1 protein-coding gene (running past one end of the window) is annotated in these 22,526 nt (G+C 72.7%); it reads left to right on the forward strand.

Annotated features, from left to right (window positions below; all coding sequences use genetic code 11):
• A protein-coding gene (locus ACFYMP_RS17550; protein ID WP_388857674.1) for an SNF2-related protein crosses the window boundary here: on the forward strand, positions 1 to 22,526 show its 5' portion. 5,047 nt of this gene lie beyond the right edge of the window; the window shows 22,526 of its 27,573 coding nt (coding positions 1–22,526); it begins with the start codon at positions 1 to 3; the stop codon falls past the right edge of the window.

The following is a 22,526-nucleotide window of genomic DNA, read 5'->3' on the forward strand; positions in this document are numbered from 1 at the left end:
ATGCCCCGTCTGGAGGCCAATCTCGCGGCGCTCCGGGTACTGCGTCAGATCCACAGGGAGGAGCGGGAAGCCACCGGCGAGGAGAAGCGGGTACTGGCCCGCTGGTCGTCGTGGGGGTCCCTGCCCAACGTCTTCGATCCTTCCCGGGAGCGTACGAAGGCCCGACGTACCCAGTACGAGGCGGCGCAGGCCGAGCTGCGGGAGCTGCTGAGCGAGAAGGAGTATGCGGCCGCGCTGCGGACCACGCTGAACGCCCATTACACGGACGCCGCGTACGTGCGGATCATCTGGCGGGCGTTGCAGGCGCTGGGCTTCAAGGGCGGGCGGGTGCTGGAGCCGGGTTCCGGCGTCGGGACGTTCATCGGGATGGCGCCCGAGGGCGCGGAGATGACCGGTGTCGAGCTGGACTCGGTGACCGCGGCGATCAGCCAGGCCCTCTACCCGCAGGCCCGGATCGTGAATGAGGGCTTCCAGGACTCCCGGATCAAGACCGGCGAGTTCGACGCGGCGATCGGAAACGTGCCGTTCCATTCCGCGCGGCTGACGGACCCGCGGCACAACCCGGGCAACTTCCCCATGCACGACCACTTCATCATCAAGGCGCTGGAGGGTGTGCGGGTCGGGGGAGTGGCCGCGTTCATCACCTCCACCGGCACGATGGACAAGACGTCCAAGGCGGCCCGGGCGGAGATGGCCGAGCTCGCGGATCTGGTGTGCGCGATCCGCCTGCCCAACGGCGCGCATGCCGCGGCCGCAGGCACCGACGTGGCCACCGACCTCCTCGTGTTCCGGCGCAAGGCGCCCTCCCACAAGCGCCAGGGCGCCGTCTTCGCCAAGACCGAGAAGCTGACCACTGAAGACGCCAAGTCCATGGACGTCAACGAGTACTTCCAGGGGCGGCCCCTGAACGTGCTCGGCACCCTGGTTCCCGGCCGCAAGCGCGGCGGGAAGTTCCGCCCCGAGGTCCGCGCCGGCCGTGGCGACACCGCCGCCCGGCTCCAGGACGCGCTGGACCGGGAGATCTCGGCCGCCGTCGAGGACGGCATGGCGATGACCGCCAACCCCGAGCGCCGCCAGGAGGAACTGCTCGGACCCGACGCGCGCACCAAGTTCGGTGCGGACGCCGAACGGTTCGACGGCCGGATCATCGAGCTCGACGACGGCAGCTTCTGGGCGGCGCGGCTGGAGGACAGCGAGCCGCACCCGTGCGCCAAGACCCAGCGCAAGGAACTGCGGGCCCTGCTCGACATCCGCGACGCGGTCTCCGACCTCCTGGACGCCGAGACCAGCCCGGACGCCGACGAGGCCTACCTGGCGTTCCTACGCGGCGCGCTGAACATGCACTACGACGCCTACGTCGCCAAGTACGGGCCCGTCACCCGCTTCACCCGGCAGGAACGCACCCGGAAGCTGGCCTGGGACGACGTGCCCGAGGAGCTGTCCGAGCAGCTGATGGACGCGGCCCTGGACGTCGACGGCCGGCTGGGGTCCAAGCAGCAGGCCGCGATCGAGAACCTCGGCGACGGCACCCTGGTCGACGACGACCTCAAGGTGCTCCTGGACTGGGCACCCGCCAAGGCCCCGCAGGCGCTGCGCGAGCCGCTGGCCGAGCTGCGCGCTCTGCACGCCGAGCTCAAGGAGGCCGGGAAGCTCATCACCTGGGCGCGGGTGCCCCCGCCCCAGGGCGGTTTCGCCGACGACCCCCACGCCCCGCTCGTCTACGCCCTGGAGGAGTTCGACGAGGAGACGAACACCGCGACCAAGGCGGAGATCTTCACCAAGCGCGTCACCGCGCCCCGCCAGATGCTCGAGCGTGCGGGGACGCCAGAGGAAGCCGCCGCGATCAGCCTGGACATGCACGGCGAGATCCGCCTCGACGTCGTGGCCCGCCTGCTGGACCTGGCCGACGAGACGGCAGCGCGCACCGCCCTGGGCACGGTCGTGTTCACCGAGCCGCACACCGAACGCCTCGTGCCGGCCGCCGAGTACCTGTCGGGCAACGTCCGCGTCAAGCTCACCCAGGCCCAGGACGCCGCCGACATGGACGAGGCGTTCGCCGTCAACGTCCGCGCCCTCACCGAGGTCCAGCCCAAGGACATCCCCCCGCAGGAGATCCGCGTCAAGCTGGGCGCCCCGTGGGTCGCCGCCCCCTACGTGCAGGAGTTCCTGCGCGAACTGCTGCGCGATGACTCCATCAAGGTCGAGCGGGCGGCCGGCTCGACGTGGACGGTCAACTGCTCCACCGAGCGCAACGTCATGACCACCGCGGTCTGGGGCACCGAGGAGATGCCCGCCATCCAGATCGCCCGGGCCCTGCTCAACCAGAAGCCCATCCGCATCACACCCAACTTCCCCGAAGAGGCCACGGCCGCGGAGAAGGCCGCGCTGCGGGCCGAGGCGATGCTCGCGACAACGATCGCCAACAAGTACGCCGACCGCATCAACGACGAGTTCCGCAGGTGGCTGTGGCGCGACGAGGAGCGGGCCGAGACCCTCGCCGACCTCTACAACACGCGGTTCAACTCCATCGTCCTGCGCAACTACGACGACACCCCGGCGATGGCGTTCCCGGGCCTGTCGAACGAGTTCTCCCCGCGCCCGCACCAGCAGGCCGCGGTCTCCCGCATCCTCAACGAACCCTCCGCCCTGCTCGCCCACGAAGTCGGCGCCGGCAAGACCCTCGAGATGTCCATGGGCGCCATGGAACTGCGGCGCCTGGGCCTGGCGAAGAAGCCCGCGATCGTGGTGCCCAACCACATGGCCGAGCAGTGGACCCGGGAATTCCTGCAGGCCTACCCCGGCGCGAAGATCCTCACCGCCTCCACCAAGGACCTCTCCACCCGCCGCAAGCGCAAGCGGTTCGCGGCCAAGGCCGCCACCGGCGACTGGGACGCGATCATCATGACGTACGGCGTCATGAAGGCGATCCCGCTCTCCTCGGCCGAGCACGAGAACTACATCGCCAACCAGCTGGCCGACTTCGAAAAAGACCTCGAGCGGCGCCGCGCCAAGCTGATAGCCGAGGGCAAGGACCCCGCCGACGACGACACCGTCAAGGAGGTCGAAGGCAAGAAGCTGATCCGCGAGCAGGCCTTGCGGGAGCGGATGCGCTCCATCCGCGACGGCGGCCTCTCCTGGGAGCAGCTCGGCATCGACTACCTGTTCGTCGACGAGATCCACAACTTCAAAAATCTGTACAATCCGTCCAATAACGCCGGGCTGTCCATAGCCGGGTCGATCCGCGCGACCGACCTGCACATGAAGCTCGAATACATGCGGCGCACCTACGGGTCCCGCGTGGTCACCGGCGCCTCCGCCACCCCCGTGGTCAACTCCATCGCCGAGGCGTACGTGTGGATGAAACTCCTGCGCCCCGACATCCTCGAAGCGCTCGGCCTGCGCTCCTTCGACGACTGGGTCGCCAACCACGCCGAGATCGAGACGAGCATCGAGATCGCGCCCGAGGGCGGCCTGCAGTCCAAGTCCCGCTTCGCCCGCTTCACCAACATGCCGGAGCTGTTGACCGCCTGGTGGGTGCCCACCGACGTCAAGACCGCCGCGGACCTGGGCCTGCCCGTCCCCGCCGTCTTCAAGGGCGGCCCGCAGATGGTCGAGTGCCCGCCCACCAGCGTCAACGACGACATCGCCCGCGAAGCCAAGTCCCGGGCCGCGGCGATCCGTTCGCGCGCCGTCGCCCCGGACGAGGACAACATGCTCAAGTTGGCGTCCTGGATGCGGCAGGCCGCCCTCGATCCCCGCCTGATCGGCAAGGCCCTCGACCCCGACGAGCCCACGAAGATCTCGATCGCCGCCGACAAGATCGCCGCCCTGTACGAGCAGCATAAGAACGACGACTACGGCGACGACCTGCCCGGCAGCCTCCAGCTCGTCTTCGCCGACCTCGGCACCCCGTCCAAGGAGGCCCTCAAGCAGGGCAAGTGGACCGTCTACGACGGCCTGCTCATGGAGCTCGCCGCCCGCGGCGTGCCCACCGAGGGCATCCGCTTCATGCAGGAAGCCCAGAGTGACCGCGAGAAGGCCGCCCTCTTCCGCGACTGCCGCAACGGCAAGGTATCGGTCCTGGTCGGGTCCACCGAGACCATGGGAACCGGGACCAACGTCCAGCGCAGGGCCATCGCCGTGCACCACCTGGACTGCCCCTGGCGCCCCGTCGACCTGCACCAGCGCACCGGCCGCGTCGTGCGGCAGAAGAACCTCAACTACGACCTCGGCCGCGAGGTCCACGTCTACAACTACGTCACCCAGAACAGCTTCGACGCCTACGTATGGCAGCTCGTGCTCGGCAAGGCCCGCTTCATCACCCAGCTGATGTCCGGCAAGCTCACCGACCGCACCATCGAGGACATCGCGATGGAGGACTTCGAGCACATGCTCGAAGCCGTCAGCATCGGCGCTGGAGACCCCCGCCTGCTCGAAGTCGGCCGCCTGCAGAAGGAGATCGACGGCCTGGAGGCCGAGAAGCACGCCCACAACGCCGCCCAGGCCGGCCTGCAGTACACCATCGACAGTCAGGCCAGGCTCGCCGAAGTGCTGCAGAACGACATCAACCTGCTCAACGGCTACATCGGCACCGCCACCACCCCCGGCACACGCCAGTCCACCCGCGGCGACGACTTCGTCATGACCGTCGCCGGGCGCACCTACACGGCGCGCAAGAAGGCCGCCGGCGCCCTCGCCTTCCACCTCGTCGACGTCATCGACGAACTGCGCGGCCAGGGCGCGGGCCACGATCCCGTCGAGGTCGGCCGCCTGGGCGGCGTGCCCGTCTACGCCCGCATGGGCCTGTTCGACCTGTACCTCAACTTCGGCACCCGCTCCGGCGTCGGCGAGGAGGTCAAGGTCGAACCGGGCCGGATCCGCGAGGACCCCGGCTCCGCGGCCGGAACCATCCAGTCCCTGGAGTACCGGCTCGCGCACCTGGAGGACGACCTCGCCAAGGCGCACACGGACCGCACCACGGCGCTCGGCGAGGTGGAGAACGCCCGCGCCCACATCGGCACCGTCTACCACGACGGCGACAACCTGGCCGAGGCCAAGGCCAAGGTCGCCTCCCTGATGGCCGAGCTGGAATCCGAAGCGGAGATCAAGAGCAGCGGACCGGGCGAAGCCGTGCCCAGCTACGGCTCCGGCGGCGCCGAGCCCAGCGGCGTCGCGATGGCCGGCGGGGGAGGAGGCGGGGGCGGCGGCTCACGCCGCTCCCGCTCCCGCAGCCGCTCCGGCGGCGCGGACGGCGCCGAGCCCACCGGCGACGAGCAGGACAACAGTCAGGAACGGGCCGGGCACTACACCGACCGCCTCTCCACCCTCCTCGCCGAGCGACTGCTCACCGAGGCCCTGCGGGCCGTCGTCGAAGGCCACCCCGAAGCAGCCACCAGCCCCGCCGGCCGCAAGCTCGCCAAGGCCGTCGACCGCTTCCACGACGAGAGCCGCGAACTGCGCCGGCGCCGCCTGGACGGCCAGTCCATCGCACCCAGTGCCGCGATCGTGCCCCCCGACTGGTGGCGCACCGCCATCGCACAAGCGGTCAAGGCCTTCGGCAGCAACCCCGCCGCCACCGACCTCAAGCGCCTGGCACGCCTGGCCGCCCTGCACGAGGAGCGCTGGAGCGCCACCCTGGCCACGCCCACCGCCCTCGCCCAGTGGCAGCAGTCCGCCGAGCCCACCGCCGACCCCGGCGGCGGCGACAGCGGCCGCGAATACGTGCGCCTGGACGACCTCGGCCTGAGCGACAAGTACACGCTGGGCACCGAACCCGTCGCCGCCCACGCCCTGCTGCGGCGGCTGATGGAGGACACCCCCCTCCTGCTGAGCATCGTCAGCGCCGGCCGCCAGCTCACCGCCCGGCGCCGCGACCACACCAGCCTGGAAGCCGTCTCCAACGACGCCCGCTTCCTCGGGGTGGCCCGCCGCGCCCCGGCGCAGCGCACCACTCCCGAAGCCGACGACACCCCCGCTGCCCAGAACCCGCCGGCACCCTCTGCCCGGCGCGAACAGCCCGACTCCACCCCCGCACCGGCAGCTCCGGCTCCAACGACCCCGGCCCCCGCAGCGTCCGGGGGGAGGCCCGCGCAGCCGGTTGTTCCGTTCACCACGCACAAGCAGTGGCGTGACGCCTTCGTCCGGGTCGATGCCGCCGAGATAGCACTGAGCAGCGCCGCCGATGCGACGTGGGCCCGGGGCGACATCCCCCACGCGTTCACCCAGCTGCGCCACCACCTGTTCGCGGCGGTCGCCGCCATGGAGGACGGCGACTTCCGCGACACCGACAGCTCGCTGACCAAGAGCCTGCAGGAGGTGGAACGACTCCTGCGCACCCTGCGCGGAGGCGACCGCGCCACCATGCAGCCTCCGCTGGACACCTTCGCGCACCTGGCGCGGACCTTCCTCGCCAGCCACCGGGCCACCGTCGCCGAACGCGGTGCGCAGGACGACGTCACCCGCACCATCGAAGCCGCCGCGCGCGCCCAGTTCGAGGAGTTCATGCGCACCTGGAGCGCGCAGAACACCGAACCGGTCCCGGCCGCGGGCAACACCCCCGACCACGCCGCGGGGAACACCACCCCAACACCCCAACCCCCCGCCGCCCCGACAGTCCCCGGCGCGGCCGACGCCGCACCCGCCACCCGCCCCACTAGCGACACCGGGCCCCAGCAGCAGACCGGCACGCCTGGCCCGTTCACCACCGACGACGAGATCAGCGACGCCCTCGCGGGCCTGGACGGGCCGCTCGCCGCATGGACTGTGACCGGCCTGCGCGACGACCTGTTCATCGGCGGCTCCCACACCGACTCCTACCGGTACGCCGAGGCGATCGAGAACCTGCGCCGGCCCGGCCGCACGAGCCGGCCCACGATGAGCGAACTCCGCGCAGCCCTCCACGCGGCGCAGGCCGTCCTCACAGAGATAGAAGACCGGCCGGGCGTCGACTACTCGGGCCGTGCCAAGCCCGCACTGACCGAGCTGAGCGACGCCCTCACTACGATCCTCGCCCGCGCCGACGAGACCCGAGAGGCCCAACGCCGCGCCCCGGCCGCGGCCGCCCCCGGCCCGGCGCCTCAGCCCGAGACCGAGCCCGAGGCCGGCGCGCAGGAGCCGGATGAAAGCCCTGCGGGGCAGTACCCGCCGGCGACCACCCGGTGGCCCGTCACCGAGGACCGGCCCGCGGCCTACCAGCCGCAGGGCGACACCGCGACCACCGCCGTGGGCGAGCTGAACACGCTGGTGGCCCTCGTGCACGCCGACCTCACCAAGGCCCTGCCCCCCGCCACCGAACCCGAACTGCTGGCGGCGATCGCCGAGTTCACGGCGGCCTGGGGAGAGACCTACACCCTCGACGGTGACGACTGGGCAGCCGGGCTTCAGGGCTACGCCCGGGCCCAGGCCGCCACCCTCACCCTGTCCAGGCACCGCAAGCTCGGAGACACCCCCACCGGCAGGCTGCGCCACCTGGCCCGCCGCACCGCAGTGCACATCGACCGCCTCGCCCACACCCCCCACGACGAACCGGACCCGGCCTTCGTCGACACCCTGGCCAGCGCCGCATTCGAGCCGTACACCACCACCGAGGAACTCACCCAGGCCCTCGCCGACCTGCACCACCGGATCGACACTTCCGGCGATGCCCTCAGCCGCGCGCGCCTGGACGCCGCCCGCGCCCCACGCGGCGGCCTCAGCCGCGCGCGCCTGGACGCCGCCCGCGCCCCACGCGGCGCACTCGCCCACCTGATGGCCATGGAGGGCCTGGTCCGCACGCTGTACGGCACCCCAGTACCCAGGACCCGCAGCACAGAGCCGCTGCCCACCCACGTCGGACGCCTGGCCCACACCCTGCTCACCCACCCCGACATCGCCCACGCCGCACTCCCCGAGCAGCCCCGCACCCTCGAAGCGCCCTACCGCGAGCTGCCCGCGGCCGCACCGTACGCCGGCGCCGACGGCGCGGTCGACGACGCCGCGATCCAGCAGGCCCACGAGAGCGTGACCAGCCGGGCGCAGCGCGCGGCCGAGCAGTGCCGCAAGCAGAACACCTCGGCCGCCGAGCGGCGCCTGGCAGCCGTCTGCGCCGAGATCCAGCTCCGCCCGCTGGTGCACACGTTCGAGGGCCGCGTTCACGCGTTCTGGCCGCACCTGCTGGCGACCGCCGCCGACCTGGCCCGCCAGGTCATGCGCGAGCACGCCGACGAGCAGGAACGCGCCTACCGGGAGGACTACTTCGAGGACTTCGCCGACGCGGCCATGCGGCACGCGCGGCGCCTGCACAGCACCCTCATCGAGTCCGAAGGCTCCCTCGACGGCGAGGTGCACACCCTCACGCGCGCCGCACTGGAGGACCCCCGCCTTCTCGCCTCCCTCGGCACGCCCGCCTCCGACCTCACCCGCCACGCCCCCGTACCGTTCCCCCCGGCCCTGCTCAACTGGCTCGCCGAGCGCGCCGAGACGATGTCCCCGCTGCTGCGGCACGCCCTGGCCGCGGACACCACGCCGGAGGGGTTCACCGGCGTCTTCGGCCACCTGGCCTCGACGCTGGCCGCCGCCGCCACCGGCACCGACGTCCCGCCCACCACCACACCTCTGCCCGCCCCGCCGCAGTGGGAGCAGCACACCGCGGCCGTCGACGCGCTGCTGGAGGCCGCCGCCGCCGATCCGCACATCAGCGGCGCGCTCATCAGCAACAGCCCCTCCAACCCCCTCGTCCTGGCATCGGTCCGCACCTTCATCCAGGAAACCGTCGCAAACCGGCTCTCCGAGCCCGGCGACCCGGGGGACCGGGAGCTGATCGAGGCGTTCTTCGGCGACACCGACACCCTGGACCCGCTGGTCACCCACGTCGCCGCCCACACCGCCCAGCGGGCGCGCACCGCGCTGATCCCCGAGCCCGGCGCCCTGTTCGCCGTCCAGCGCGGACCGCAGCCCTTCGTGTGCCGCGGCGAGGAACTGGCCAAGTGGCTCGGCCCCGGCAACGGACTGCGCCTGGTACCGGGCGACGGCACGTTCGCCTCCCTGTGGTCGCCCGGCAACGGCCGCGCCGGCACGTTGCACGCGCTCCCGCAGCCGGAAGCCGACCAGTTCACGACCGCCGTGCGGCACCGCACCCCCGACGAGGCCGCCGCCCTGCTCCAGGACCAGGCACAGGACTGGCCCGCCCTGACCGCCCTCGATGAGCCGCTGCGCCAGGCGCTCGTCGCCTACGCCACCCTCCCGCCGGGCAGCCGCCCCGGCGCCCTCCCGCCGCCGGTCGCGATCACGGTCACCGAACCGCAGGCGGGGGAGTGGGACCTGGAGATCCTCCACCCCACGCCCTACCCGCCCGGGCCCCAGGCCGTGCAGGCCGTCGACCGTCTCCTCGACGACATCCGCGAGTGGCTGGCCGTCCACGACGAACTTCTCGAGGAGTTCGCGCGGTGGCCCGCCGCAGACGCGCAGGACGCCGTGGAGGAGGCCGAGTCCGGCATTCCCGAGCCGGTCGGCAACGGCGGTCCCGCCGAGCACTGGCTCCAAGTCGCCACGGCCGGCCAGTGGCTGCGGGTCATCCAGCAGCGCCTGACCGAAGCCGACACCGCCCGCTCACGCGACCGGGCCCTCAATCAGCTCGCCCCGCTGCTGCGCTCGGTGGACAACTACCTCTCGCGCACCGCCGTCCGCGGCATCCCCGCCCCCAGCAGCACCGAACTCGCCGGCGCCGCCGCAGCCGCGCCCGCACCGTTCGGCCAGGCACAGGACGCCACCGCGGCCCTCGCCGACCTCCAGCAGACCTGGGGCGACTGGGCGCAGCAGCTGGGCCCCATTGAGCAACTGGCCGACGTCGAGCGGCACACGGTCATCCGGCTGCACGCCCTCCTGGACGACCCGAAGCCCGGAGCCACCCCAGGCGGCTGGCACGCCCTGCTCGCGCAGGCCGGCGACCTCGCCCGGGCCCAGGCCCGCACCGCCTCCGACCACACCCTGGGCTGGACAGCCCTGTCCGACGCCATCGACACGCTGCGCAACCAGTGGGCGGCCACCATGCGCGACGCGCCCGACACCGCCGCCCGCGCCGCACGCCAGGGCGGAGTGCTGCACCTGACCCGGCCCGAGCTGGAGCCAGCCAACCCGCCCACCAGCGTCAAGGACTTCACCGCACGTCACACCTACCTCATCAACCGCGCCCGGCAGCTCAAGGACAAGCAGGAGGCCCTGCGACCCGAGGACCGCGGCGACGAGCGCACCCTGCTACGCCTGATCGACACCCTCCTGGACCACCACGCCGACGTCAGCGCCGGGATCTCCCCGGTACTGCCCGCCCTGCTGCACGAGATCAGCGACCGCGCCCTGAAGGTCTGGCACGTCCAGGCCGACGAGGACCTGCGCGCCAACGCCGAACTGCTGATGTCGCTCAACAGCGACGCCGCCCGCCTTGCGGCCGTCACCCAGAGCCTCGTCGACGAAGCCGACCCGCAGGTACGCGAGGAAGCCGAAGCGCTCACCGCGCAGGCGGCGGCCGACGAGCAGCTGATGGCCGCCGTCACCTACACCGCCTCCTCGGCTTCCGAGGTGCCCCAGGCGCCCGCGCTGTGGGCGTGGCTCGAAGCCCGCCAGCAGGACATGTCGCCCCGCCTGCGGCGCGCCCTGCACAGCGACATCGGCCCTACCGGCGACTTCACCGGCCTGTTCGGCTCGATGTGGCACACCCTGCGCGTCACGGCCCCCTCCAACGACACATCCCCCGGCCCCCTGCCGTCCGCAGGCACCCCCCTGCCCACCCCGTGGCAGCCCTTCGCCACGCAACTGGCCGCCCTGGCCGACGCGGCCAGCAGCGACATCGACGTCCGGCTGCGGGTGGACGGCCACCTCGGCGACGACCCGCACGAGGTGATCCGTCACTTCGCCGAGAAGTACCTCGCCGACGAACAGGACTTCCACACCGCCGAGCTGACCGGCCCGTACTTCACCCCCGACGACGCGCCCGTCACCGCCGCCGACATCCTGCACACCTACCTGCTCACCGAGACCACCGCACGCCTCGCCGCCGCCGGCAGCACACCTCCCGAGCCCGCCGCGCCCGCTGAGGTCACCGAACTGGCCGCCTGGCACATGGCCGACCCGCAGGGCATGGGCGATGCGGAGGACCCCTACCCCGACCAGGCCGCCGCCCGCAGCGGATCCCTGCGGCTGGCCGCCGCCCTCGGCGCGTTCACCCGCACCTGGAGCGGCCGCCAGTACATCAGCGAGAGGGCACTCAAGGAGATCTCCGACGAGGCCGGCGCAGCGCTGTGGCAGGACGCGACCGCCCCGCAGCCCGGCCTCCTCCCGGACGCCGCCCAGTGGACCCGGCGGCTGGTGGACCTCGCCCACGCCCTCGAAGCCCGCCTCGACGAGGACAGCATCAACGAGCCCACCGTCAGCAACCTGGCCTCGGCCGCCTACGACCACGCCTCCCGCATGCACCTCACCGCCCAGGCCACCTCCCCGGACACCGGATGGCCGGCAGGCCAAGAGGACGCCGAGCAGACCGGTGCCCGCATCCTCGCCCAGAGCATCGCCGAGCACATGCCCGCCTCCCAGCTGATGCGCACCGCCGCCGGCGACACCTGGGACGAGACGATCACCTACACCGCACCCGAGCTGTACACGATCGCCCTGCGCCCCGGCACCGAGGCCCCCGTCTGGGAGAACGGCGCCCTCGCCCTCAGCGTCGGCGGCGGCGAGCGGCGCGTGTTCACGCCGGTCGGCGAGCAGCCCACCGATTCCATGAACCTGGGCCGACGCCGTCCCTTCAGCCCGACGCTGGAAGAACTCGCCCAGGCCGTCGAGAACACCACCGCCGAGCCCCTCACCACGGACGCCGGACTCGACGCCGCGGTGGCCTCGCTGCGGGAGCTGCACCAGAGCGCGGCGCGCCACCTGCGGTTCCTGCTGCCCGACGCCGACCGTGAGCAGGTCGACGCCTTCGAGGAGGCCATGCCCTACCTCGGGGGCGGCCGCGACTGGCACGTCCAGGCCGCAGAGGCACGCTCGCTGGCAACCGCCGCCGCGCACGCCCGGGCACGCGTCGAAAACCTCATCGGGCGGCACAGCGGGCACCACACCGCCGTCCCCGCCCACCACGCGCTGCTGCTCGTGGAACGGGCGGCGGACCGGCTCACCGAGACGCTGACGCCGCGGCAGACCACCACCACGGGTGAGACGTATCCGGAGCAGGACATGCTCTACGTCCAGGAGAAGATCCAGGCACTGGCCTACCTCCTGCACAACCTGCCCCACTCCGACACCCCGCCCGCGCAGCCGAGCACGGAACTGGACGCGGCGCTGCGCCTGGTCGCCGGGCACCGGGACGTGGGCGGCGTCGCCGGCGAGATCCACCGGTACCGGCTCCTGGCCACCGAGGCCACGGCTCTGGCCCAGGGCCGCAGCGGCAGCTGGACGCCGTGGGCGCGCGAGCTGCAGGAGACGGCCGCCCGCCACGCCGACCGGCTCACCCGCCACCTGGCGACACTGCCCACCGACGAGCACCACCAGCCCGCCCGCCCCGCGACGACCGAGACACCGCAGGCCATGACGGCGGTGGCGCCGGGCACCGAGTCCTACGCGGATGCCGCCGCCGCGCGCACCGCGCAGGACGAGCTCGTGCAACTGGTACTCGACGTGGCGGTGGTGGCCGACAATCCGCACCGGGTGGGGAACACGCCCATCGTCCTGGCCGGACTCCTGCAGGCCAGGGAGCGGGGCGAGGCCTACAGCGATCACGCCGCCCTGGCTGACTTCGCCGAACAGGCCCGGGAGACGGCCCACCTCCGCCGCCAGAACCGGATCCCCGGCGGCGCGGGACTCGACGCAGCGGCCCGGGCCGCGGCCGAGCACGCCGGGAGGCTGGCCGCCACCGAACGCGACACCGACCCCCGCCTGCAGCTCGCGCTGCTGGAGCTGCGTTCCCGGCTGGAAGCCGACGCGACGCTGATCGCACACGCCGAACCCGACGCCCCCCAGCACCTGGCCGAACAGGCCGTCGGGGCCTGGCTCCTCGGGCCGGAGTGGCACGAAGGCCTGCCCGAAGCACACGTCCACCTCCTCGAAGAGGCCATCGGCCGCGCCCAGGGCAGCCTCCTGAGCGGGGGAGTGCTCGGGCCATGGTGGGAGACGGTGAAGGCCGCGCGTCCCGCAGCCACCGCCGCGGCACTGCGGGCGGAGTTCCCCGACGGAACGGTGCGCCGCTCCATCACCCCCTTCCGAGGCGCGCGCGGACCGCTGCTGGACCAGGTCGAGAAGGTCCTGGCCCTCGACACCGTCCGCGAACGGCTCTCCACCCCCGCGCTCGACGACCTCGGTGCCGCCTCCCTGCGCCGCGCCGCCACGATCCTGGCCCGCGACGACCGGCTGGAGAACCGCCCGGACGCCTACCGGGCCAGCCTCGACCTGGCCCGGGCCGCCCGCTGCCTGTATGTGCACGCACTGCGCGCTGAACTGCCCACGGACGACCGCGACGTCATCGCGGCCCTGGGCAAGGACGCCGCCGCGCTGGCCGCCGACTGGGTCGCCTCTGCCCACGACGACCGTGGCCGCACGCAGCTCTTCCGCAAGAACAAGAGCGAGCACCTCCCGATGTGCCCGCCCTCCCCGGCCACCGCGCTCCTGGATCAGGTCACGCCGGCTGAGCGGACCGTGGCCCGCGTCCTGGACGGCACCGGACTCACACCGGCCGCCTGGGGAGGCGGCGGCTACACGCTGCAGCCGCGTCTCGACGGCAGCGTCGCCGTCACCATGACGATGATGCCGTTCGAGGCGCCCAACGTCCGTGACGCCCGCATCGGCGGCCTGCACGCCCTGGGCTGGGAGCCGGTCACCGTCGCCGAGGACAACCCGCGCAGCGCCCACCGCGGCGAGGCCCGCATCGTCACCGTCGCCCCTCCCCGAGGCTTGGACGCGGACCGCTGGCACCTCGCCAGTGAGATCCGCGCCGTCCTGGAGGCCAAGCGCTCCCGCCTGGACCGAGGCACCAGCTTCCAGATCTACCCCGCAACCGAACGGCACGTCCCCGGTGCCAGCAGCACACCGGCCGTCGTGGCTTACGGGCACCTCACGATCGACCGCGACATCCGCGCCTCCGGATACACCGCCGAGCGGCTCGCCGACGGCGCCGTGGTGGTCCACCGGCCCGAGGGAGCCGTCCCCATCGGCGACCACACCCCCGCCGCCGCAGCACGGCCCGCCGCCGTACGGCTCGGCGCCATCACCGCTGCCCTGCGCCCCCTGCACACCCAGCTCACCTCCCTGCTCGACTACCTCCACACCAGCCACCCGCGACTCAACGCCGGTGAAGGTCTTGCCGACCTGTACGACGAACTGGCCGCCCTGGACCGGGGCTTCCCCCTGGCCAGCAACCCGCCTGGGATGCTCGACCAGTCGCCACGACGCCACGCCCTGCACGCCACCGGCATCTACCGGCTGCTGGAGCAACTGCAAAACGATTACGGCGCCCGGGCCGGGGCCATCGAGCGCGCCCTCACCGACGTGCACGGCGACGGCAGCGCCGCCTTCGTGCGCGCCCGCGCGACCCGGCTGCGGCACCTGCTCGACGACTACGCCCGCGGCCACTCCACCTGGGCCGCCTCCGAACTGATCAACCCGAGCCCCACCTGGGAGGAACACCGCGCGGCCACCACCGAGCCGCAGACCGTCGCCCAGGCCACGCCCCCGCAGGCCCCCACGAGTTCCCCGTCCGGCCAGGCGCCGGCCAAGGCCGCCTCCCCCCGCGCCGAGTCCGCAGAGCCGGCGGCCGGTACGCCCGGCGCGCAGCACGGCGGCGTAGACGCGCCGCCCGCCCCGCTGCCGCCCGCTGCCGGGAGAGGGGCCGGGCACGACGCCCCGCCGCCGCCCGCCCCCGGTGGCAACGACGAACCCGAGGAGCCCGCCGACCAGCCGGCCGCCGCCGCTGCGGCTGCACCGGCCGCCGCTCCGTTCACCCGGTTCAAGGAGATCAGCGGCCCGCGCCGTGCGCTCAACGAGGCCGTTCGGGCACTGGGACGCACCGCGCACTTCAAGCAGCTGGCCCAGGCCGCCGGCGTCGAAAGCGCCCTGGGCGAGGCCCTGGACACCTTCACGCGGGTCTCCCTGCGCCAGCCCGGCGACTTCCACACAGCCGTCGAACAGATCCACGTGGCCGTCCATGCCGTCAGCGACGCCTGGATGCAGATCGCCTCGCCCGCCGACGCCGAGCAAGCCCTGGCCGAGGCCGTGCGAGCGGCGGACGCGTTCGCCGCCGCATGGCGGGCAACGGTCGCCTCGGCCGCCTGGGACACGCTCTTCGACGGCGCACCCCGCCCAGGCCTCCCCACAGCGCGGACCGCCACCACCGCCGACCCGGCCTCCCCGGCACCCGCCGCACTGGACGGCCCTGACGTCGCCGAATGGGCCGTGCCCGGCATCACCCTGGCCGAACAGCACGCCGCGATCCGCACCATGATCAACGACTTCGGCAGCCTCAGCAACGGAGTCCATCAACCCGGCTCCGGACTCGCCGCGTTCGTCGTGAGGATGACCAACCCGGCACGCTGGCGCGCCTGGCGCGACGAGCTCGTCGCCACCCAGCGCGGAACCTGGCTGGGCGGATCCCGCCGCGGCAACGACACCCAGACCCTGGGCCGGGTCGACGCCTCCGCCGAAGGCATCCTCATCTCCACCCAGGGAACCGAGACCCGGCCCGCCATGAGCATGGTGATGCGCTGGGAGGAACTGCCCGCCTGGATCCACCTCGGCCTCAACGACGACGTGCGACGCGACCTGCTGAACGCCGACGCGCTCTTCACGGCGGCAACCCAGAACCACGAGGTGTGGGCCCGACTGAACGCGGTCGAACAGGACGTCTGGGACACCCTGCAGAACGCGGGCGGCCCCACGGCTGAGGCGCTCGCCGCCTCCTGGAACCGCTACCTCGCCCCCCGGCCGGACACGGGATCGCAGTCGCTGTTCGAGACCACCACCGCCCCCGGCGGCGCCCCGTACGGCAGCATCGAGGACTTCACCCGCGCCACCGAGAACCTCATCACCGCGGCCTGGGCCCTGCGCACCCACCCGCACTGGCCGGACACCGGCCCGCACACCCAGACCCTGCGCGAGGCGATGGCAGCACTGCGGGCGGCCAGCCCCACCACCCCGCACGATGCCGTCCGCGCCGTCCTGCTGCTGGCCCACGCCGCCCAGACCAGCCCTCGGGAAAGCCTCCCCGCAGAGCTGGGACCCGACTTCTCCGCCTTCGCCGACGCCGCCCGGGACCACGCCGACCGCACCGCCGCCACCGCGTGGGGCGAACAGTGGCGCCAGGTCTTCCCCTCCACGGTGGAGCTGTGGGAAGAAGACCCCTTCCTCCTGGGGCGCCTCGGCTACCCCGACCCGCGACCGCTGGACGCGACCGCCCAGACCGTGACGCCGCTGGACGACTACGAAGCAGGCGTCAGCCAGCCCTACCAGCAGATCTCCCACGCCAAGCACCCGGGCCGGCTCGCCTACGCCGTCCCCGGCACCGACGGTTTCACCGTCGTGGCACACCCCGGCGTCTTCAACGGCCCCAGCTACACACTGCGCACCCCCAGCGACACCACCGTGGCCACGCTCGTGAAGCAGGGATCCAGCTGGCACACCGTGATGGGGGAGCACCTGCCCCCGCACACCGACCAGCCGCTCACGATCCTGCCCCCGCAGCCTCACGGCGCGGACAACTTCCACCACGCCGTCCTGGACGCCCTGCGCGTCTGGGCCCAGGACAACGACCAGCCCCTACCCGGCCACCCCACCTACCCCGATGCCACGCAAGCGGCCTGGGCCCTTGCCGACCTGGTCCCCTTCACCGCCGCGCTGCGCACCGCCAGCCGCCACACCTGGCCGCTCACCCACGAGCAGCAGCCCGCACTCACCGCCGTGCTGAGCGCACTCGCCCAGCTCGAAGCAGACCAGCGGACCGGCCTCGACGACGACCAGCTGCGGGCCAAGGCCGACGCCCTCGAATCCCTCGCCCCCGCAGCAGACGCCCTGCGCGCCCAGCTCGAGAACGAGGACCTGCACACCAGCGACCTGTACGGGCTGGTCCGGGCACTGTCCGGACGGGCGCACGACATGCCCGGCCGGCTACGCGGCTTCGCCGACGCGCGTTCGACACCCGAGCCCGCGCCCTCGGCGGGACAGGCCGCCCCCGCGCCTGCCGGCGATGACGGAGCACCCGTCAAGGACGGCGGAGTCTGGGAGCCTGACTACCCGGTGCCCGCGACGGTCGACGACCTGTGGAGGACCGCCCGGGCCCGCGGATGGACCATGACCCGCGAGACCATCCGCGGCAACTACGGCGTCGACCGGTTCAATGTCTTCCTGGAGGCCCACACCACCGTCGGGCACTGGAAGTTCAGCCTCGAATGGGGGCTGCGCAAGGGGCGATACGCCGCCGACAAGCAGCGCTCCTGGGCCTGGTGGCCCGACGACCGCACCGGTCCCCGCGGCGGCGAAGTACACCCCAAAGTGGACGACGCCCTCAACGCGATGCGCCGCTACAAGGCGGTCCCCGCCCCCGCCGCACAGGAGTCCCCTGCGCCGGCCGAGCAGGCCGCCCCCCAGGCGCCCGCAGAACAGACAGCCGTCCCGCTCACCGATCAGAGCACCGCCACGGCCGCGGACGCCCCCGAGACCGCCTCCGCACCGACCCCTGAGACCGACAGCCGCTACGACACCCGGGAAGTCGAGGGGATGCCCGGCTACTGGTGGCGCGAGGAGCCCCCGCGAGCCACCGACCGCTACACCACGGAGCGCATCACGGTCGGCTTCGGCGACGAACCGATCGGCGAGGCACACGGACCCGGCTGGCAGGACAGGACCGGCTGGACGATCCCCGACGGCACCGAACTGGTGGAGGGCGGACAGACACCGTCCGAGAGCGCGAAGCACCTCGCCGAACGCCACCACGCCCAGCACGCCGAGACCGCGGCATTCCCCGAGGCCGCCGCGTCGGCCGTGGACAGCCCCGCCATGCCGTTCGACGCACAGGAAATCACCGGGATGCCCGGCTACTGGTGGCGCCTGGAGCCGCCGAGCGTGGGCTCCCGTGACGACGTCGAGCGCATCACCGTGGGCCACGGCAGTGAGCAGATCGGACACGGGTACGGACCCAGCAGCTGGGACGGCACGGTCAAGTGGAAGATTGCCGTCGGCACCGATCACATGCCCGGCGAGCGCACCCCGTCCGCCAGCGCGAAGAAGATCGCCGAACGCCACCAGGCCCTCCAGGAGGCCGCCTCTCTCGCCGGTCCCCGGGACGCGGAAGCCGTCTGGGTCTACCACGAGCGCGAGCACGGCGACGAGACACGCACCTACGTCTACGGCGTCGACGAGACCGACAAGGACGCGCGTGCGGCGCTGGAGGCCGAGGACTTCCTCCGGGCCCCCAACCACAACGCCCACGTCCAGCGGGCCGGCACCCGGCCCGACACCCGCGCCTACAAGACCGGCCAGTTCGTACGCCGCATGCTCAAGCACGGCCGCTCCATCGCCGTCCACTACACCCGCGACGGCGCACCCGCCGACACCGCCCTGCCGGAACTCGACATCGAGCAGCGCGGCCAGCTCGACGCCCTCCCGCCGGCCGAGCAGCGGGACTGGAGCCCGATCGAGTTCCAGGTCGGCGACGAGGTACTCCTGGCGGGCTCGCACACCTGGTGGCACGCGGTCACCGCCGTACAGCCCGAGCAGCTCTCGGTAGAGCTGGAGACCGTGTACTACGGCAAGGTGCTGGCCCGCCGCCGCGGGCAGGACCTGCTGACCGCCGCCGATGAGGTCGGCGAGCCCACCACGGCCCGGCCCGGCAGCATCGCGCTGCGCAATGCACCCCCCGAGGTCTTGGAGGCCGAACACGCCCGGCTGGAACTGCCGTTGGCCAGTCCGGAGCATGCGTCCTTCGTCGAGGCGCGCCGCGCCCAGATCACAACCGAACGCGAGCGAGTCTCCGGGAAGCTCGCCCAGCGCGAAAAGCAGCGGCGCCAACTTCAGGCGATCGTCGCCAATCCCAAGGAGATCAAGGCCCTCGGCGGCAAGGCGCTGTTCAACGAGGCAGGTGAGCACCTGGGCGCTGTCATCAACCGCGACAAGATGGCCAACCCGCCCGGCACGCGGACCAAGAGCAGCAAGTGGATCGTGGCCGACCTGGATGGCCACGCGGTGTCGATGTCCCGCAAGGGCGCCGCCGACGAGTACGCCATCATCGGAGAGGACCGCCGTCATGAGGCCGCCCCCGGCGGCTGGCGGCGCGGCTTCTGGTCCCAGATCAGCCCCGGGGCCACGATCCGCCTTCCCGCTCCGCAGGACGGCCGCCTCACCCCCGAGTCCTGGACGCCGGCTCTCACGGTGACCGGAGTCCACCGGGACGCGGACGGCTCAGTGACCATCGACGGGACCCTTGAGGGCGAACCCGTCAGCCATCGTCTCAGCCCGGCCCTGGCAGAGGCCGGACCCTTGCGGGAAGCCGTCGGCGACCTGACCCTCCTGCCCGAGACCATCGTTGCCCGGGCGGCACGTCCCGCCCTGCTCGCCGCCCTTGTGCACCCCACCAACGGCGTGAGATTCCCGATGCTCGGCCACGACGAGCTGATCCGCAGCATGGGGGCGGTCACGGCCGCCGCAGAAGCGATCAAGAGCCGGCCGACACCGCTCGCGACGCTCCAGCAGCAGATCGCCACGGCCCGCGCCGCTCTCGCGCACCTGGCGGACGTTGCGCGCGCGGACGGCGTGGACGTGATGCCCGATCGGGCCCTGGCCGGGGTCGAAGTGATGGACCACTGGTCCGCACAGCTTCAGGACCTGGACGCGGCCGCCGCACGGCTGACCCCAGCACCGACAGCGATGGTTCCGGCCCCCGCCGCCGTAGAGACCGGTGCACCGGAAGCCAACGCCGCAGGGCAGGCCCCCACGGACGATGCCGGTCCCGAGGCGCACACCGGGCGGCCCTGGACGCAGATGAGCCGCGAGGACTTCCAAGCCGCCCCGGCTTCCGGAACCCCGCAGACCGCCGTGCTGCCGGAAGGACAGATGGCGATCGACGCGGAGCCGCAGGAACAGCCCGGCCTGTCCGACTACGACGCGCTCCGCCTAGGCGGCCGCGCCCTTGCCACGGAGCTGGCCTCCCGCGCCGCGCTCGGCGACGTAGCCGACGACGGCCGGCGCGACGTGCTGCTGGACGGCGTCACCGTCGGGCACATTCGGCCGGAAGGCGAGGGCTGGAGGCCCCAGGGCATCGACGCGGACGACCGCGGTGAGACCTTCGAGAGCCAGAGCGCTGCCATCGCCTGGACCGTTGCCTCCTTCGACCGTCGACGGGCCGAAAGCCAGTCTCGCGACGCCACCGTCGGGCCGGAACAGGCCGAACAGCAAAGGGAGGAGCAGAGGTCCAGCACACCGCTGGCCCCCGAGACCGCAGAAGCGGGCGGCCCGGCCACGTCCGGCATCGACCTGGCGTCCGCCCCCCTGTCCACCTATGACGCGTTCCGCCTCGACGGCGAGGAGATCGCCCAGGCCCTGCTGGCCCGCGCCACGGTGGGAGACCTGCAGGCCGACGGGCACCTGATGCGTGCGCCCGTCCTGTTGGACGGCCAGAACATCGGCTCCATCGTCACCAGGTCCGCCGGCGGGTACGCCGCCACGACCATCGACAACTGGACGACCAAGGACCCCTACGAAACCACGGCCGGCGCCGTCGCCGCAGTGGTCCAGGCCTACGACATGTGGGAAGCCACCCGAGAGGAACGCGAAGCCCTCCGCAGGGAGTTCGGCCTCGACCAGGCACCGGCCCCCCGCGCAAACGAACAGCCCGACGACGCCACCCCCGTACCGCGCTACCCCGACTACCACCAGGCCAGGGAGTACCCCGGGGTCGTGGTGTACGGCCCGGACCGGAGCAAGATCGGCTCGGTCGAGACTCGCACCTACGGCCAGGGCAAGCACAAAACCCTGTACGGCGACAGCCCGATCAAGGGGCAGGACACCATTGAACGGTCGGTCCGCCACCTGATCGAAGCGCACATTGAGCTCACCGACCAGCCCAACCAGCAGCTCTGGCTCGACGTCTGGATCGAGCACAACCGCGAGCACACCTACGTGTGGGGAGCCGACCAGCAGTACCGGGAGCTCATCTTCGCGCTGGAGATCGCCGGGGGGCCGCAGGGATTCAACCGGCGCATTGTGGACAAGCCGCACCAGCGGCACGGAATGAACTGGCATGCCCTGCCATCGAACTACTCCTACGCGACCCGCACGGAGAAACTCGACACGCTGCGCACGATGATGGCCCAGCGGGGCCGTGACCTACCCGTCTTCGAGAGCCTGGAGGCCAAGCAGGCGGCGTTCGCCGGCGACCCGACCCCCGTCTACCCGCAGGACATGCGCTTCGCCGCGATCCCCGACCTGGAGCCCGGCCCGGTCTTCAACACCACCGCCGAGGTCCGCAGGACCCTCCGGAACATCGCGGCCCTTCACAACACCGGCCTGTGGCACAGCACGGCCTGGCACCGCATGACGACGTCGGGCGGGGAGGGGCGCCACGACGCACGACGTCTGAGCGCCGCGATCGACGCCGTACGGGGCGAGGATCTCTTCCGGGCCCCCCAGCCGCTGGCACTTGCGCGCACCGTTGAGCTGGCGCGGGCCGCGCGCGCGGTCGCCGACCGTCTGCGGGGCGAGAACACCCCGGCCCTTCGCCGACGGATCGAGGCGCTCGCCGGCCTCGCGGAGCCGCTGGCGGCACGCACCCTCGCCACAGCACAACGCCCGATGACCTGGCAGGCCGTCTTCAAGACGCCGGTGGCCGACGACTCCGCGCTCGGGACCTACCAGCGGGCGTACGCGCAGGCTTGGGCTCAATGGTGGACGATCGTCAGCTCCGGCTACGACCTCACGTCCACCGCGGGCACGGCCCTTCGGGACGTCATGCTCGGCGACCAGCTTCCCGAGACGGTCGACGACGTCCAGGACGCCGTGCGGGGACTGACCGCCCTGCACGCCGCGGCGAGTGACCTGCAGCGGGTCCTGACCGACAATCCGGACCTCTCTCATCCGCAGATCGAGGACGCGGTCACCGCCATCGCCGCCATCGCGCACAGCAGCCTGCCGCAGGAGCCCGGCGCCGACGGCACCCCGCCGGCCGCACCGGCCCCCGAGAAGCTGCCCGAGACAGTGCCCTCCGTCGTGGCGCCGGACACGCTCAGCCCCGCAGCCGAGCAGCCGGCGCCCGCGACCGAAGCGGGGGCCTCCGCCGAGCCGAACCCGGCGATACCGTCCCCCCAGAGTCCAGCAGAGGCCGCACCGGAGCAGGACCGGCAGAGCGAACCGGCCGCCAGCAGTGAGGAAGCCGCCGAGCAGACTCCGGCACCTCTGCGGTCTGCCTTCGCGGTCATGAAGCCCGCCGAAGCAGGCGGTCTGGCTGCAGCGGACGGCACCCTGTGGTGGGGAGGAAGGGCCGCGGGCCGCAAGAACGCGATCACGCAGCCAGTCCTCGTCCGTCTCAC

Origin of the sequence: Streptomyces sp. NPDC007088, assembly GCF_042869355.1 — a bacterium.
Taxonomy (GTDB): Bacteria; Actinomycetota; Actinomycetes; order Streptomycetales; family Streptomycetaceae; genus Streptomyces.